The organism is Prodigiosinella aquatilis, assembly GCA_030388725.1.
GTDB lineage: Bacteria > Pseudomonadota > Gammaproteobacteria > Enterobacterales > Enterobacteriaceae > Prodigiosinella > Prodigiosinella aquatilis.
The window spans coordinates 3,593,732-3,611,440 of the sequence record CP128857.1; the positions used below are offsets into that span (position 1 = coordinate 3,593,732).

Below are 17,709 nucleotides of genomic sequence, written 5' to 3' on the forward strand. Positions count from 1 at the left end.
CGCAGCGATCATTTCCAATAAACTCTCAATACATTGATATTAATATGTTTTATTTTTTAATTAAGGAATAACTTTCTGTAACTATTTATTGAAAGTGTAAGGATATTTTTAACCTAAGTATACGTAGAGGAAAAAGTTTTGATGCCACATAAATACTCGTTTGTTCTGCTACCCTTACTAATGGCCTCATCCATGTCTTTCGCCGACACGCTGCGAGAGGCCGTTGAGGATACACTGCATACACATCCCGAAGTCAGTGCTGCCATTAATAGCCGGCTATCTGCTGAGCAGGATATGCGTTCAGCCGAAGGTGGTTATCTACCCAACATTTCTGTTAACGCTGGAATAGGTAAAGAGAATACAGACAGTGCTTCTACCCGGGCGTTAGGGACTGACTCAGATAAACTCAACCGTCGTGAATCCAGTATTAGTCTGAGCCAGATGGTATTTGATGGTTTTGCAACGTCCAGTGAAGTCGGCCGGCAAAAAGCCACCGTCAATTCCCGAGCTTATAAAGTATTGAATACCAGTGAAAACCGGGCGTTGGACGCTATCCAGGCATATCTGGATGTCTTGCAACGTCAGGAATATGTCCGCCTGGCGGAGGAAAATCTGCTCAGCCATGAACGTATCTACGATCAAATCAAGTTGCGGACAGAACAAGGTGTCGGAAGGCTGGCGGATTTGGAACAGGCTGAAGCCAGGTTGGCGCAGGCACGTAATAATGTTTTGACAGAAAAGACCAACCTTACCGATTCCCAGACAACCTATTACAGTACCATTGGTAAAGAGCCGGAAAATCTACAGATACCAACCCAGAGTTCGTTGCAACTGCCTGCATCTTTGAATAAAGCCCGTAAAATCATGCTGACTAATAGTCCAATTTTGAAATCAGCAGAAGCAGATATTATCGCCACAGAGAAACAGTATCAGGCGTCCAAAGCTGGGTTTTACCCCCGCGTTAACGTTGAATTATCTCGTTCGATGGGTGACAACATTGATGGTGCTCGTGGGACAGATAATGAATGGCAGGCTATGCTGAGAATGCGATACAACCTGTATGAAGGCGGGAGCAATAAAGCCAATATGGAATCAAAAGCTTATCAGGTAAAAGAAGCTCAGGATGTGCGTAATAATACCCTTCGTTTACTGAATGAAGAGCTTCGGCTGGCTTGGTCCGCAGTAAATAATGCACGACAACAGTTGCCCATAGCGACAGAATACGCCGAACGTAGCCAACAGGTACGTAATGCCTATCAAAAACAGTTCAGTCTGGGGGAACGCACTCTGCTGGACGTGCTGGACAGTGAAAATGAGCTTTTTACCGCACAGCGCCGCATGGTTGAAATTCGGTTTATTGAAATGTTCAGCGAATACCGTTTAAAAGCCCGTATGGGAAATTTATTAGCAAGCCTGTCCATTCCCGCACCTGCAGCAAGCCAAAGCCTGAGTGAGGTTAAAACCCAAGTCGAACTGCCTAGTTTAAACTAACCGGCTAATTGCTTTTCGTACGCAGGCCGGAAACCATCTTAAGTAAGGAAAAGTTCGGTTATATGAATTCACATAGCGAACAACCAACCAGTAACGAGGAAAGTACCACTGTACCATTGCACAACGATCCACGCAGCCGTCATGATGATCCGCTACTGGATAGTCTATTAATATTGTGTTCATTACAGGGCAAATCAGCCAGTCGTTCTACCCTGACGGCAGGCCTCCCTCTTGTTGAACAACGTATGTCCATCAAGCTCCTCCCCAGAGCGGCGGCCCGTGCAGGGTTACAGGCGCGAATACTCAAACGTTCGCTGTCCAGTATTCCAGCGATGTCGCTCCCTGCAATGCTGCTATTACGGGAAGGAAGAGCGGCAATACTGCTCAGCTGGAACGAGGATGGCAGCGCACAAATCATGCCCAGTGAAACAGAAGGTGGTGAGATTTCTATCGATCACAACACATTACAGCAGAATTACCTGGGACTGGTGATGTTTGCTCATCCGCGTCATCGGTTTGAATTACAACAACACTCGCTAATTCCACGCACCAATGCCTGGTTTAAAGATACCCTGAAGCTTTCCAGGTTCCTGTATCTGGATGCCGTTATCGCCAGTTTCTTAATCAATATTATCGCACTAGCTACCCCGCTGTTTGTCATGAACGTCTATGATCGGGTGGTGCCTAATCAGGCAACATCAACTTTATGGGTGCTGGCGATAGGAGTGACAGGGGCTTTCATATTTGATTTGATTTTACGTACCCTGCGCGGCTTATGTTTAGACATGGCGGGTAAAAAAACCGATCTGATTATTTCAGCCACATTGTTTGAACGTATTACCGGCATGGCTATGAAAGCCCGGCCAGCCAGAGTGGGCAATTTCGCGCAGAATATTCATGAATTTCAGTTTCTGCGGGACTTTCTTTCTTCTCTCACCTTAACTACCCTGATTGATTTCCCGTTCACTTTATTATTGCTGCTCGTGATTGGCATCATCGGTGGCCCACTGGTCTGGGTACCTTTACTGGCTTTCCCTGTTGCACTGTTGTTCAGTTGGGCGCTACAAAAACCGTTATCGGAAACGATTGAAAAAACAATGCAGCTCGCCAGCGAACGTCAGGCGACCTTAATAGAAACACTGGGCGGGCTGGATGCCATTAAAGTCAATAATGCAGAGAGTGAACAGCAATACCACTGGGAACAAACCATTGGTACCCTTACCCGGCTGGAAATGCGGGCCAAAGCGCTCTCCTCATTGGCCGTAAACCTGACACAATGGTTCCAGCAATTTTCCGGCGTGGTGCTGATCGTTTTTGGTGTTTATCTCCTGATTAATGGAAAACTCAGCATGGGGGCGCTGATTGCCAGCTATATGCTGAATAGCCGGGCTCTCATGCCGTTGGGACAATTATCCGGGCTGGTAACCCGTTATCAGCAAGCCAAACTCACCATGGCGACGACCGAACAGATGATGCAATTACCGCAGGAACGCAGCGATAAAGAGCGTCCACTCAAGCGTGAAAGCATTTCTGGCGGCATTGAATTTCGCAATGTAACGTTCCATTATCCTGAGCAAAAAAACCATTCCCTTCAGGAAATTAATCTCTCCATCACTCCGGGTGAAAAGGTCGGTATTATCGGGCGCAGCGGTTCTGGTAAAAGCTCCCTGGAAAAGCTGGTCGTCAATCTTTACCAGCCCACATCCGGCAATTTACTAATTGATGGTGTTGATATCCGCCAACTCGACGTAAGCGATTTGCGTCATAACATTGGCTATGTTCCGCAGGATGTCCAACTGCTCAGTGGTTCTCTGCGTGATAATCTACTCTCCGGTGCCCGATATGTTGAGGATGAAGCAATGCTGCGCGCCGCCGAAATTGCTGGCGTAAATGAATTTGCCCGCCTTCATCCCGACGGTTACAACCTGCAAGTGGGTGAAAGAGGGCTGCAGTTATCTGGTGGTCAACGTCAAGCTGTAGCCATCGCCCGATCCCTATTGTTGGATCCACCTATCCTGGTTCTGGATGAACCCACCAGCTCAATGGATAACAGCAGTGAAGATAGGCTCAAACATGCATTACTCCCCGAACTATCGAATAAAACGTTGTTACTGGTCACTCACCGCGTATCAATGCTGGGTTTGGTCGATCGACTGGTGATCATCGACAAAGGACGCATCATTGCCGACGGTCCAAAGGCTATTGTGATGGATGCACTAAAAAAAGGGCAAATCAATGCACCTCGTTAAAAACGCCAAACGCCTTTTAGCCTATTTTTTTGCGCATAATGAAGAAGAAGAGCAAATCATGCCGGAAGTTAGTCGGGCCATGATAGAAGACGCACCTCGGATTATCCGCTTATCACTATGGGCGATTCTGGCCTTCTTTATCTTTTTCTTTCTTTGGGCAGCATTGGCCAATATTGATGAAGTCACTCGGGGCGAAGGTAAAGCGGTCCCCTCTTCCCGATTGCAGAAAATACAGAACCTCGAAGGTGGTATTGTCAGCAAGATGTTTATTCATGAGGGGCAAATCGTCAGCAAGGGAGAACCGCTGTTACAACTTGACGCTACCCGTTTTGCTTCCAACGTAGGTGAAACCGAAGCCGACAGACTGACTCTTGTGGCCCGGATTGCACGTTTAAATGCGGAAATTAATAATCAAGAGCTTAATCTGCCAAAGGATGTTATCCAACATGCCCCTGAAGTTGCCAGAGGTGAACAAAATCTCTATAACAGCCGACGTAAACAGTTCCACAATGAAATATCCGGCCTGAAAGAGCAACAGATTCAACGCCAGCAAGAACTGCGCGATTTTATCGCCAAGCAGGAACAGTTCCGTGACAGCCTCAAGCTACTGCAACAGGAAATCAAGATGTCGGAACCCCTGATTGCCGAAGGTGCGATTTCAAAAGTAGAAGTGTTACGCCTGCGCCGTTCAGAAGTAGAAACCCTTGGTCAACTTAACTCTGTAACACTTTCCATTCCACGGGCAGAAGCCGCATTCAAAGAGGTGAACAATAAAATCGAGGAAGCTCAAGGTCGCTATATAAGTGATGCGTTATCACAACTAAATGAAGCGCAGACTAATCTCAACAAGATTACAGCTACTGGTAAGGCACTTGAAGATCGGGTTAATCGCACACTGGTGGTTTCACCAGTGAAAGGTATTGTGCAGCAGATATTAGTTAATACGATTGGTGGTGTTATTCAACCAGGCAGCGATCTGGTCGAAATTGTTCCTTTGGATGACAAGCTGCTGATTGAAGCTCGAATCCGTCCTCGGGATATCGCTTTTTTGCACCCAGGCCAGAATGCAGTCATTAAATTTACGGCTTATGACTATACGATTTACGGCGGACTCAAAGGACATCTGGAGCAGATAAGCCCGGACACCGTGACGGATAAAGATGGAAACAGCTTTTATATCATTCGGTTGCGAACTGATAAAAATTATTTGGGCACAGCAAAAAAGCCCTTGTTAATTATTCCAGGCATGGTTGCTACAGTAGATATAATGACGGGGAAGAAAACGATACTCAGCTACCTTTTAAAACCTATTCTGCGAGCCAGAGCAGAGGCATTACGGGAAAGATAACCGTTGAAATAATCAATAGCGTTACAACATGAAAGATAAAAACACCCTTATTTATTGATGGGTGTTTAAATCGTGATAAATCTGCGTTTGGCTACGGCCCAATGCTTTGGCTTGATACATGGCCGCATCGGCATTAATTGCCAGTGTTAATGAATCGGTACCGTGTTCCGGATAAAGCGCAATGCCGATGCTGCAGGATATATCGAGCTTTTTCCCCCCAATCTCAAAAGTTTCATTCAGCGCGTTGTGAATTTTATCAGCAACATAAAGTGTATTGGCGATTTCCTTAATTCCTTCCAGTAAAATAATGAATTCATCACCACTGCGACGATATACCGTATCTGTATCCCGGACGGCCGCACGCATACGGGAAGCGGCTTCTTTTAAGAGTAAATCACCAACAGCATGGCCGAAGGTATCATTGATTTGTTTAAATTTATCCAGATCAAGAAACATCAAAGCTATCTTTCTGCCTGTTTGCTTGGATAATTGAATAGCCTGCTCCATCTGCTCGGCAAATGTCAGGCCATTTGCCAAAGATGTCAGGGAATCATAATGAGCCAATTGACGATAATGCTCTTCGCTACGGCGCAGCATATCAATTGCCCGATATCGCTCGATCGCTACCGACACCAATTGAGCTGATTTTTCGATAGAAGTAATTTCATCTTCGGTCGGAGAATATACTTTACGGTGATAAATACTAAGGACACCTAATATTTCCTTATTTTGCCCAAAAATAGGCTCTGACCAACATGAACGCAAACCCGCATACAATGCCAGACCTTTATAAAGAGACCAGTGTGGATGTGTAGAGATATCATCTGCAATTACTCGATTACCAGCATAAGCTGCTGTACCAAATGATGCAGCACCATCTGCTATCTTCACATTATGAATAGCATTTTTATAAAAACCCGGTAGGCTAGGTGCAGAACCTAGCGTCAAACATTTCTTTTCCTTATCAACCAGTAAAATAGAGCAAACAATTCGGCCTGGATTTTTTTCTTCAATACTAAATACAATGGCATCGAGAATGTCTTTCAGCGGTGCCCCACTGGATAATAGTTCCAACGCGCGATTATAAGAATTGTCATGATGCTCTTGTGTTTTCCTTTCCGTAATATCCATTTTCACACTAACATACTGAATAGAGTTGCTAGCCTTATTATATATCTTAACTATGCTGGATTTTTCCCAATATAACTGCCCATTCTTTTTACGGTTAATAAATTCGCCATTCCATATATTCCCTCGACTCATAGTAGCCCAGAGATCTTCATAAACACTGGCGTTCGTCATGCCGGAACTCAGCATTCTCGGATTATTGCCAAGCACTTCCTCGGCATCATATCCTGACATGGTAATAAACTGTCGATTCACATAGATAATTTCACAATTCTCATCTGCAATCATAATTGATGCAGGACTATATTCCGTAGCGAAAAAAACCATATTGAGAAAGTCTTGTTTTTTTTGCTCTATACTGACTTTCTGCTGATATTTCCTGTTCCTAGCGGAAGAAACCCCTAAAAGAACGACTAACAGAGTTATTATAATTTCATACACAATAATACTCTCCTCAGGCCCATGTGGTCCTGATCGTACAAATCACATCACTGAAAACGGAAAATCTCGGTAATAACATCCCCTTGCTTGAGTTTTCAGGGCTGGTGCATTTCCGGAGAGTAGATTGAATGAAAGAAAAACCTATCCGGTCTGCAGGATAGTTCAGAAACATAGAAACACCAGCATAACGCCTCCATATATCGTTGTGTGAGAATAAGATAATAAAATCAATAGGGTTAGCTTATTTACTATATGAGTAGTTAGTTTGGTTATAAGTCTGTCTACTATTTTAAACAATGCCTTACGTACTTTGTGTGTGTTGTATTTTGACCACCAAATTTTCGTAAGCAAATCAATTATACCAATAAGCAGTACCGTTTTAATCAAAAAAATCTATCACTAAGTGATTTTTGATCGTTGTAATCAAATGATTTTCTTTTTTGTCTTTTATAATCAGCTAATTATAAACAAATAATTACAGTTAATCGCTTAATATTGAGATATTTTGCTGATAAGATGTCAAAATATATCTTAATTTGCAAATATCATTATTTTTGGTATAAAATACTGAAAAAATAAAACAAACAATATTTAAATCCAAAAAAATCGATATTACACTAATTTAGCGTACTTACTAGATTATCATCTGATTGTTATCCAAATGAAGTTTTGTACTTTTGCCCTTGTAGCATAAGCACAAACAGGCATAAAAGCATACCAGATGCGAAATAGAGAGAGAAATTGCAGGGATGCAGGAAGTTTGAGAGAGATGTCTACAGCTCCAGTTGTAGACTATCGAAATGATCAAACGATTGAGGCCGGGCAAGATAATACCCTTGAGCTGCGGTCGCATTGGATTGTTTTACTACTGTCCATTCATCTTTAGTCTCTACACCTTCGATCACAACATAATTACAGTAACGACTTATCAAGGTGACAAGCAGAGGAAAAAGCTGTCTGCCCTCTTCCGTTTGTAACAGTATGACAAACAGTTCACGGGCTATCTTGATGCAATCGTATTTAGTCAGCACCAGAGATGAAAAATTGGCAACACCACAGCCAAAATCATCAAGCCATAATCTTCGAGCTTCGGGCAAATTGACCAATGTATCTTTAGAAAGACCTTCCAGACTTTCAACTAATTCAAGGCGTAACCATGGCATTGATGTAATTAGTTTTTTTGCCTTTCGACTTTTCTGCAAAGCCAATAATGTCAGGCCATCAATATTAACAGAAGCCAACAGATCATCCTGTATAAACCGCTGATTCCATTGATTTAATAGTTGCAACTGTTCAATGACAACCTGCAACCGTTTTTCAACATCAAGAGTCTTAAAATAAGCTTCGGGAGAAATAACCTGTTGTGGCGTAGACGGATAAAAAACGGCGGTAAGTAATTCAATCCCCATCAACCTTCCAGAAGTTCGGTAAATCGGTTGAAAAGTATACTGTCTTTCACAGCAACGCCAACAATCAGTATCGACCAAATTTTCCTCCCCAACATTAGAGAAAGATAAGCCTACCTGCTCAACATGACTTTTTTGCCGCACTATGTACTCCGCCATTAGACATACGTTTTAACTATAAAAAGAGACTATATAAATATATAAAGTTATCGACCCTATTCTGAAAAACTTGATTCAGGATACAGCCATAATGTGATTTACATTACATTGATAACATGACGGACACATTGCATGTAAAACAATTAGTTAACCATATCAAACGGCTATACACAAGCATGTGTTATACATCGAATCATAGTAACAATTCAGAATAATGCATATATTAGTTGCGCAAATAATGACTACTTTCCTCCGTTGACCGACCACTACTCATTCCGTAAACAAAGTTCAACGTGTGCAGTCCGGTTCAGGCAGAGTATAATCTGCGCCCAGATCGAAGAAAGGGAAAAAAGATGGCTTTACTGATTACCAAGAAATGTATCAATTGTGATATGTGTGAACCAGAGTGCCCTAATCAAGCTATTTCTATGGGGGTAGATATTTATGAAATCGCAGCTGAACGCTGTACGGAATGCATAGGCCACTATGAAACACCGACCTGTCAAACAGTATGCCCCATCGATAATACCATCCTTAAAGATCCGGCTAATCAGGAAAGTAACGAGCAACTCTGGGAAAAATTTGTACAGTTACATCACGCAGATAAAATATAGAATGGCAATCCGTCAGTCAGTCTTCAATAATTACCGTAGCGCATGCATAGTGGCGCTCATCCGCCAATGAAACGTGAACCTGCTTAATCCCCATTTGTATCGCCAGGCCTGCGGCCCGATCACGAAAGCGCAACCCAGGTTTCCCCAATGAATCATTAAAAACTTCAAACTGGGCGAATGCCAACCCATTACGAATTCCTGTACCGAATGCTTTCGCCGCTGCTTCTTTTACAGCAAAGCGTTTAGCCAGAAATCTGGCTGGATGATAATGTGTCTTATAATTACTCAACTCTTCCGCACTAAGAATACGCAGGGCAAGACGGTCACCTGAACGGGCAATTACCGCCTCTATGCGCGAAATTTCAACAATATCCGTCCCCAGTCCCAGAATAGCCATTAACGACGGGCTTCCCGCATCAGGGTCTTCATTTCCACCACAGCAGCGGACAAACCATTCATCACTGCACGGCCAATAATTGAATGACCAATATTCAGCTCATGTATTTCGGGCAGTGCGGCGATAGGCTGCACATTATGGTAAGTCAGACCATGGCCAGCATTCACTTTTAATCCTTTACTGGCAGCGTAAGTAGCCGCTTCGCGGATCCTTGCAAATTCACGCTGACGTATTGCGTCCTCTTCGGCATCCGCATAGGCACCAGTGTGAATTTCAATGTAAGGTGCACCACAGGCAACTGCTGCATCGATCTGCATATGATCAGCATCGATAAACAAAGAAACCAAGATACCAGCGGAGCTCAGTCTGGCTACCGCATCAACCATTTTTTCCTGCTGACCAGCCACATCTAAACCACCTTCAGTTGTCACTTCCTGACGTTTTTCCGGCACCAGGCAACAAAAATGAGGTTTCAGCTCACAAGCGATAGTCAGCATTTCTTCTGTAACAGCCATTTCAAGATTCATCCGGGTCTGGATAGTCTGCCGCAAAATATGAACATCACGATCCAATATATGACGACGATCCTCCCGCAGGTGAACAGTAATACCATCGGCACCAGCCTGCTCTGCCATAAAAGCGGCTTGAACCGGATCGGGGTAAGGCGTTCCCCGGGCATTACGTAACGTGGCAATATGATCGATATTTACGCCCAACAACAACTCAGCCATGATTTATCCTTGAAAAATAGTACATAACAGAAAGCAGAGTTTACACCTATGTTGCACACCAAGAATACCTGTTCACTTTTGCTCGTCCTCACCGCCATGTACAGGAGGTGTAGAAGACCTGGGAATAAACTGGCGAAACAGTTCCCGGCTTTTTAGCGGCTTAGCACCTAAATAGGGTTTTAGCGCCATACGAGTAAAACGCTTTGCCGCACGCAACGTCGCTATATCAGGAAATTCCCTTGCAGCCAGTGCCTGTAATTCTCTGCCGGTAAAGCTAGCGTTATCGATAATCAGGCTGGCAATAAACCCTTTTTCCTCGCGATAACGATAGGTCATTGATTCTGCCACAAACTCGCCACTTCCTGCACAATGCAGGAAATCGACACCATATCCCAGACTTTCTAATAGCGCTAATTCAAAACGACGAAGTGCAGGTTCGGGAGACCCCGCTAATGAGGCCAATTGTTGCAGACAGTGAAGGTAATCGAAGAAAAGCGATGAATAATTAGTTTCATGCTCTAAAACACGGGATAGTAATTCATTAACGTATAACCCGCTGTACAACATGCTGCCAGTCAAGGGTAATCCCAGCGAAACGGGTTCGGCGCTTTGCAGCGTTTTCACTTCCCCCTTCCCACTCCAACGGGCCAATAAAGGAGTGAAAGGCTGAAGACAGCCTTTCAGATTTGAACGTCGAGCGCGAGCGCCTTTGGCCAACACCCGGACTCGACCATCATGTTCAGCAAACAGGTCCAGCAACAAACTGGTTTCACTATAAGGTCGCCCATGCAAGACAAATGCGCGCTGCCAGCCCTCCATAGGCAAGGCCCTTATAGGTCGTCAGTATAGCCCAAGCTGCGCAGCGCACGTTCATCATCCGCCCAGCCCGACTTCACTTTGACCCACAGTTCCAGATGAACTTTGGCTTCAAACATCTGTTCCATGTCCTGTCGAGCCTCAATACCAATCGTTTTTATCTTGCTACCTTTGCTGCCAATCACCATCTTCTTCTGACCTTCACGCTCTACCAGAATCAGGCCATTGATGTCATAGCCGCCTCGCTCATTCGTCACAAAACGCTCAATTTCTACCGTAACTGAATAAGGCAACTCCTCACCGAGAAAACGCATCAGTTTTTCACGAATAATCTCTGATGCCATAAAACGTTGAGAGCGGTCAGTAATATAGTCCTCAGGGAAATGGTGTTCAGCAACTGGCAGGTGTTTACGAACAACGCTGGCAATATTTTGAACATTAGTCCCTTTTTCCGCAGAAATCGGTACTACATCAAGGAAATCCATTTTCTGGCTCAGCATTTGAATATGAGGTAACAGTTTGGTTTTATCCGTCACGTTATCCACTTTATTGATGGCAAGCACTACCGGATTTTTTTGATCACGCAGCTTATTGATAACCATTTCATCATCGTCTGTCCAGTGAGTACCTTCCACTACGAAAATGATCAACTCAACATCACCGATTGAGCTGCTGGCAGCACGATTCATTAAACGGTTGATGGCCCGTTTCTCTTCAATATGAAGTCCAGGTGTATCGACATAAATCGCCTGATAAGGGCCTTCGGTGTGAATGCCCATGATACGGTGGCGGGTAGTCTGTGGCTTACGCGAGGTAATGGACACCTTCTGACCCAATAATTGATTCAGCAAGGTTGATTTACCTACATTGGGTCGTCCAACAATAGCGACAAAGCCGCAGTATGTCTGTTCTTCACTCATTCAATCTCCAGCTTTTTCAACGCTTGCTCTGCCGCAGCCTGTTCAGCCTTTCGGCGGCTTGAACCGGTGCCAACCACCGGCTCGCTAAACCCACTCACCTGACAATGAATGGTGAATTCCTGATCATGTGCTTCACCACGTACCTGCACAACCAGATAGGTCGGTAGTGGCAAATGCCGTCCCTGCAAAAACTCTTGTAACCGGGTCTTGGGATCTTTCTGTTTATCACCTGGACTGATTTCATCCAAACGGGTCTGATACCATTGAAGAATCAATTGTTCTATCATCTGGATACTGCTGTCCAGGAATATACCACCGATCAGTGCCTCAACCGTATCGGCAAGAATGGATTCACGCCGGAAACCACCGCTTTTTAATTCTCCAGGGCCTAAACGCAGGCATTCGCCCAATTCAAATTCCCTGGCAATCTCCGCCAGTGTATTACCACGTACCAATGTTGCCCGCATCCGACTCATATCCCCTTCATCTATACGAGGGAAACGATGATAAAGCGCATTGGCAATAACAAAACTCAGGATAGAATCCCCAAGGAATTCCAGCCGTTCATTATGTTTGCTACTGGCGCTACGGTGAGTCAACGCCTGCAATAACAAGTCATATTGTTGGAAAGTATAGCCTAGTTTTTTTTGTAAACGATTTATGAGGATGGGGTTCATGTGTTACCAATAGCTCAATAATACTTTTAAAACAACAGCATACGGAACAATCCTGCTTTACTGAGAATATATAATCAAAACTGTTTCGTTTGCATTGGCTCCCGACCGGGAGCCTGCGTTTATTTATTCGGAATATTCTACAACGGAACACACAAATATGCTGTGTGTTTATCTCGTTGAATTAATGAATACCGCCAATACGGCTTAAACGGACACCCGTTGGCCATTCGCCTTCTTGTTTTTCAAAACTCATCCAGATAGCCGTTGCTTTGCCAACCAGATTTTTCTCAGGCACAAATCCCCAATAACGGCTATCAGCACTGTCATCACGGTTATCGCCCATCATAAAATAATGTCCGGCAGGAACAACCCAGGTTCCTAAAGGCTGATGTGGCTGCTGATAATAAAGGCCGAGTTGATCCTGAGCACCTGGCACCGTCAGGATATGGTGCGTTACCTTACCCAACGTTTCTTCACGGGTATTCATACGAATACCGTCACTACTTTCACCAACAGGAATCTGATAGAAACCGCTACTTACTTCATGATCGGTACTGTTGAATGTCTGAACGAAATTGCTCGGCTGAACATCGCTGTATGTAATTGCCAACGCCTTGTCACAATGTTGCTGTCCAGAGCAGGCTGGCTGTACTGTTACCTGCTTGGTAATCGGATCGTAACTAACCCGGTCACCCGGTAAACCAATCACTCGTTTGATATAATCCAGTCGAGGATCTCTGGGATATTTAAAAACCGCAATATCACCACGCTTAGGATGACCCGTTTCAATTAATGTCGTCTGCGTAATGGGATCTTTAATTCCATAAGCGAATTTTTCGACCAGAATGAAATCGCCGATTAACAGCGTCGGCATCATCGAACCTGACGGGATCTGAAACGGTTCTAAAATAAATGAACGAACAATAAATACCAATGCCAGTACAGGAAAGACCGACACACAAGTTTCAATCCAACCTGGCTGTTTCAAGTTGTTTGATAACGTTTTCTGATCGATTGTACCATCGGACGAATGGCTCAATGCCGCCACTTTTGCACGCCGCGCCGGCGCCCATCTAAAGCGTTCAAAACACCAGATAACACCGGTAACCAGTGTCGCCAATGCCAAAATCAAGGCAAACATATTGGCCATGCCAACTCCTCAGAATTTATTTACTTTCTTTACCAACATGTAAAATGGCTAAAAACGCTTCCTGCGGCAGTTCAACGTTACCGACCTGCTTCATGCGTTTTTTACCTTCTTTCTGCTTCTGTAGCAGTTTTTTCTTACGACTTACGTCACCACCATAGCATTTGGCCAGCACGTTTTTACGCAACTGTTTAACCGTAGAACGCGCAATAATGTGGTTACCGATTGCAGCTTGAATAGCAATATCAAATTGCTGGCGGGGAATGAGTTCTTTCATTTTTTCCACCAGTTCGCGCCCCCGATACTGAGAATTATCACGATGGGTAATTAACGCTAGCGCATCCACACGTTCATTGTTAATCAGCACATCCACCCGCACCATATCAGAGGCCTGGAAACGCTTGAAGCTATAATCCAGAGAGGCATATCCACGCGAGGTTGATTTCAGACGGTCAAAGAAATCCAGCACCACCTCTGCCATCGGGATGTCATAAGTTAAAGCTACCTGAGTGCCGTGGTACACCATGTTGGTTTGTACACCACGTTTCTCGATACACAATGTGATCACATTGCCCAGATATTCCTGTGGCAGCAGCATGTGACACTCGGCGATAGGTTCGCGTAATTCCTGGATATTGTTCACCGGCGGTAACTTGGAAGGGCTATCAACGTGGATGACCTCATTACCAGTGGTTTCAACTTCATAAACAACGGTCGGAGCCGTAGTAATTAACTCCAGATCGTATTCACGCTCCAGACGTTCCTGAATGATTTCCATATGCAGAAGGCCGAGGAAACCGCATCGGAAACCAAAGCCCAGTGCAGTGGAACTTTCCGGCTCATAGAACAATGACGCATCATTCAGACTGAGTTTACCCAGTGCATCACGGAAAGCTTCATAATCATCGGAACTGATTGGGAAAAGTCCGGCATAAACCTGTGGTTTTACTTTTTTAAAACCCGGCAGTGCCTTTTCTGCCGGTTTACGGGCCAGAGTCAGGGTATCTCCGACCGGTGCGCCGAGAATATCTTTGATAGCACAAACCAGCCAGCCAACTTCACCGCAGTTCAATACTTCCCGGTCAACCCGCTTCGGTGTGAAGATCCCTAGCCGTTCAGCGTTATAAACCTGACCGGTGCTCATCACTTTGACCTTGTCACCTTTACGCAACATACCGTTCTTGATGCGTATAAGTGAAACTACCCCCAGGTAGTTATCAAACCAGGAGTCGATAATCAGCGCTTGCAGCGCTGCTTCCGGATCACCTTCTGGCGGGGGAATATCCCGCACCAGACGTTCCAGCACTTCAGGTACGCCCACACCGGTTTTGGCAGAACAACGAATCGCATCGGTAGCATCAATGCCCACGATATCTTCAATTTCCTCACTAACACGATCAGGATCGGCGGCAGGCAAATCGATTTTATTCAAGACCGGAACCACTTCCAGATCCATTTCCATTGCCGTGTAACAATTGGCCAGCGTCTGTGCCTCTACCCCTTGTCCGGCATCTACCACCAACAAGGCGCCCTCACAGGCTGCCAATGAGCGGGAAACTTCATAAGAAAAATCAACGTGTCCAGGCGTATCGATGAAATTAAGCTGATAAATTTGACCATCGGATGCTTTGTAATCCAACGTCACACTCTGGGCTTTGATGGTAATACCACGTTCACGTTCCAGATCCATAGAATCCAGTACTTGTGCCGCCATTTCTCGTTCGGACAAGCCACCGCAAATTTGAATAATGCGGTCAGATAGCGTCGACTTACCGTGGTCGATGTGAGCAATAATGGAGAAATTTCGTATATGCTTCATTATAAAAGTTTTTCTACCTTGGTATTCCTGAAATTCTTGCCGATGGCACGTGCATTAGGTGACAACCATAGCCGTTGTCCTATACCTGAACCGCAGCATTCTACATGTCGGATGGTAGAAAACCTAGTCATGGACTGAGTATTACCCACGATTATGACTGCTTTATCGAAGATACCCGAGTTATAAGATGAAAGAAGCTGTAAAAAACTGAGCGGCTGTTGAAATTAATACCGAAGATGCATGTCATACAAGCATTCCATCTCTTGTATTCAAAGGGTGGGAAAAGATTCAACCCGCAATAAAGATTCCGGCAAGGAGACTTGCAGGATCACCGGCTGATAATCGCTGTTTTCACCTATTTTGTCAGCCCAGAGCCGTACTGCCCAAAAACTCATCATCACACCTGCCAATGCTCCGGTGATAGACAGTATGTCATTGCCATACAATGCTTGCATCACACCCGCACCGACCATTAATCCCAGCAAGGGAAACAGGTACATCAATACGGCGGAACGAAGCAAACTACTCTCTGCGACACCAATTTCCACGCGTTGTCCCGACTGAAGCGGCTGTTGATAAGGGATGAGTAATTGGTGCTCTGGACTCTCCAGTGCCTTCAACGCCCCCGATTCACACCCCGTGCGCGACTGACAGCTACCGCAGCCAGAACGCGGTTCGCAACGCACAAGCGCCATACCACTTTGCCATGAAACCACAGTCGCCCATTCTTTAATCATTACTACTGTGCCTTAAAAATAATGTTATCTGCGATACGTTTAGCCGTAGCCAACGGTAGCTCACCAATGACGGTAATTTCATGGTTATCACGGATTTCTGTATGCACTGTCCGACGGCCAACGAATGCATTTCGCTCAGAGCGAGCTGTTTCACTAGCCGGACTGATATTCACAGAAAAACTGAACAAACCATCACTGTAAAACCGCGACTCAACAGGAACATTAACACCTGACAACAGATGTTGATTACGAGAAATCTCTTCTACTCCCATCGGTAACCATTCAGCCACCCAGTTAAAATTTGCCGACGTTTTAGTCGATAGACTAAGTAATGGTGGCTGCTTAAGATTTTTCAATGGTGCCATGAGTTTTTGAATATTGTCACCCACGACAATGGAAATGGCCCGGAACTGCTCCAGCATCTCACCATTCTGGTCAAGCAAATCGACACGCAGAGGTAATTTTGTCTCAGAATCCAGGCAGACTACATAGCTAAAACGCGTACCATCACGGGATACAATACGAATAACGTCCCCTTGACGGTCAGCAAGCCGTATACGCCCAGTGGGAATGAAATCATAGTATCCGGACAAATGCTGGAAATCAGCGAACATCAAGGCAGGTAGAGAATCCACAATATGTTCACCCGACAACGTGAAAGGTTCCATATCAGCTTCGTGATAGATAATACTATTGCCACGTTGCAGAATCTCCCGACGAGGGCCGTCGAGGTGGATCAATTGTGCCAGTGTATCCTTGTCTTGAATAATATGGCGATAACGCAGGGAATCAATTCCCAAGTGGGAAACATTGATGAAATACATTTCATAATTTAATGACTGACTGGCACTGCTCATCTGCTGCAATATCGCTCTGGAGTCATTCTGCGCCAGAGCGATAGAAGAATAAGACAGACTGCCAAAAAAAATGCATGCGACAAACCAAAAGCGCTTCATTACTGCGGTTGCATTCCTAATGATTGAGTCCCAGGTACTTGCACTGCGGCCTGCTGAACGTCAGGTTGCTGAAGCTGATCGGAATAAACCCGACGCTGCAATTCGTAATCCTGCAACAGCGCATTAATACGCTCATGCTGCGCCTGCATCTGACGCTGTCCGCCATGTGCGACACCGTTTTCAGCCGGGACACTTAGACTTACTGGTGATGCGGCACCTAACATGGGCAGTGTCGTACTCAGCACCGGTGTCCCTCCAGTGCTTTCTGGCGTCACATTACCTTGCTGATAGTGTTGCACACCAGCAATCACTGCCAGAGAAACACAGGCGGCAACACCAATTTGAGTCAGTTGACTGGCAAACGGACGAATCTTGTGCCAGAACGGCAATCGATGCCAGGTTTGTGGATGTGGTTGAACATCAGGTACTGTGTGAGAAATAAGACGCAGCGGCTCTTTTTTCAGCACAGCGGCTACCCGTTCGGCAATGTCAATGTTCACTACGTTATCACAGACATCACCACGTAATGTATCGCGGATCAAATGATAACTCTGCCAACTTTGCTGTAACTTGTCATCCTTCGACAAAGCACTCAGCAGTTCATTATCAACTACTTCGCCATCCATTAGAGCGGAAAGTTTCTCTTTCTGCATACTTACACCCTTACCTTGTC

The 17,709-nt window shown here is 45.0% G+C and carries 16 protein-coding genes; 4 read left to right on the forward strand and 12 right to left on the reverse strand.

Going from position 1 to position 17,709, the window contains the following annotated elements; translation table 11 throughout:
- Positions 1–141: 141 nt before the first annotated feature.
- The 3 genes from PCO85_16665 (at position 142) to PCO85_16675 (ending at position 5,088) form a co-directional block, all read left to right on the forward strand.
- The gene (locus tag PCO85_16665) at positions 142–1,491 is read left to right on the forward strand and encodes a TolC family outer membrane protein (GenBank protein WJV52836.1); all 1,350 of its coding nucleotides are present in this window, start codon (positions 142–144) and stop codon (positions 1,489–1,491) included.
- Positions 1,492–1,553: 62 nt separating this feature from the next.
- Positions 1,554–3,740: a type I secretion system permease/ATPase gene (locus tag PCO85_16670; protein WJV52837.1), complete on the forward strand. Its 2,187-nt coding sequence runs from the start codon at positions 1,554–1,556 to the stop codon at positions 3,738–3,740.
- Entirely contained in the window at positions 3,727–5,088 is a 1,362-nt protein-coding gene (locus PCO85_16675) for an HlyD family type I secretion periplasmic adaptor subunit (protein WJV52838.1), read from the forward strand. Before PCO85_16670 ends, PCO85_16675 begins: the two co-directional genes overlap by 14 nt.
- Before the next feature lie 51 nt (positions 5,089–5,139).
- On the opposite strand, the gene PCO85_16680 is transcribed toward PCO85_16675, so the two are convergent.
- Positions 5,140–6,657, reverse strand: coding sequence for a diguanylate cyclase (locus tag PCO85_16680; protein WJV52839.1), 1,518 nt, complete (start codon positions 6,655–6,657; stop codon positions 5,140–5,142).
- 773 nt (positions 6,658–7,430) lie between these two features.
- On the reverse strand, positions 7,431–8,222 hold the full coding sequence (gene pdeH / locus PCO85_16685) for a cyclic-guanylate-specific phosphodiesterase (protein WJV52840.1): 792 nt from the start codon (positions 8,220–8,222) through the stop codon (positions 7,431–7,433).
- A 353-nt stretch (positions 8,223–8,575) separates the two neighbouring features.
- Here pdeH and PCO85_16690 point away from each other — a divergent pair, with 353 nt between their 5' ends.
- Positions 8,576–8,836 (forward strand): YfhL family 4Fe-4S dicluster ferredoxin, encoded by a 261-nt coding sequence (locus PCO85_16690; protein WJV52841.1) that lies wholly within the window; start codon positions 8,576–8,578, stop codon positions 8,834–8,836.
- 16 nt (positions 8,837–8,852) lie between these two features.
- Here the strand turns inward: PCO85_16690 and acpS are convergent, their stop codons facing one another.
- The 10 genes from acpS to rseA all read right to left on the reverse strand — a co-directional run bounded on the left by acpS (position 8,853) and on the right by rseA (position 17,689).
- The gene (gene acpS, locus PCO85_16695) at positions 8,853–9,233 is read right to left on the reverse strand and encodes a holo-ACP synthase (GenBank protein WJV52842.1); all 381 of its coding nucleotides are present in this window, start codon (positions 9,231–9,233) and stop codon (positions 8,853–8,855) included.
- Positions 9,233–9,964, reverse strand: coding sequence for a pyridoxine 5'-phosphate synthase (gene pdxJ / locus PCO85_16700; protein ID WJV52843.1), 732 nt, complete (start codon positions 9,962–9,964; stop codon positions 9,233–9,235). Before pdxJ ends, acpS begins: the two co-directional genes overlap by 1 nt.
- A gap of 72 nt (positions 9,965–10,036) precedes the next feature.
- The gene (gene recO / locus PCO85_16705) at positions 10,037–10,783 is read right to left on the reverse strand and encodes a DNA repair protein RecO (GenBank protein ID WJV52844.1); all 747 of its coding nucleotides are present in this window, start codon (positions 10,781–10,783) and stop codon (positions 10,037–10,039) included.
- A gap of 11 nt (positions 10,784–10,794) precedes the next feature.
- Positions 10,795–11,700, reverse strand: coding sequence for a GTPase Era (era, locus tag PCO85_16710; GenBank protein ID WJV52845.1), 906 nt, complete (start codon positions 11,698–11,700; stop codon positions 10,795–10,797).
- A complete protein-coding gene (gene rnc / locus PCO85_16715) occupies positions 11,697–12,377 on the reverse strand; it encodes a ribonuclease III (GenBank protein ID WJV52846.1) in 681 nt (226 codons plus the stop codon). Before rnc ends, era begins: the two co-directional genes overlap by 4 nt.
- Positions 12,378–12,558: 181 nt before the next feature.
- On the reverse strand, positions 12,559–13,527 hold the full coding sequence (lepB, locus tag PCO85_16720) for a signal peptidase I (GenBank protein WJV52847.1): 969 nt from the start codon (positions 13,525–13,527) through the stop codon (positions 12,559–12,561).
- A gap of 16 nt (positions 13,528–13,543) precedes the next feature.
- Complete coding sequence (gene lepA / locus PCO85_16725) at positions 13,544–15,343, reverse strand: translation elongation factor 4 (GenBank protein WJV52848.1); 1,800 nt, start codon at positions 15,341–15,343, stop codon at positions 13,544–13,546.
- Positions 15,344–15,612: 269 nt separating this feature from the next.
- Positions 15,613–16,080, reverse strand: coding sequence for a SoxR-reducing system protein RseC (rseC, locus tag PCO85_16730; GenBank protein ID WJV52849.1), 468 nt, complete (start codon positions 16,078–16,080; stop codon positions 15,613–15,615).
- Between the two features lie 2 nt (positions 16,081–16,082).
- A complete protein-coding gene (gene rseB, locus PCO85_16735) occupies positions 16,083–17,036 on the reverse strand; it encodes a sigma-E factor regulatory protein RseB (protein WJV52850.1) in 954 nt (317 codons plus the stop codon).
- Positions 17,036–17,689 (reverse strand): anti-sigma-E factor RseA, encoded by a 654-nt coding sequence (gene rseA / locus PCO85_16740; protein ID WJV52851.1) that lies wholly within the window; start codon positions 17,687–17,689, stop codon positions 17,036–17,038. The genes rseB and rseA overlap by 1 nt, the downstream gene beginning before the upstream one ends.
- Positions 17,690–17,709: the final 20 nt, after the last annotated feature.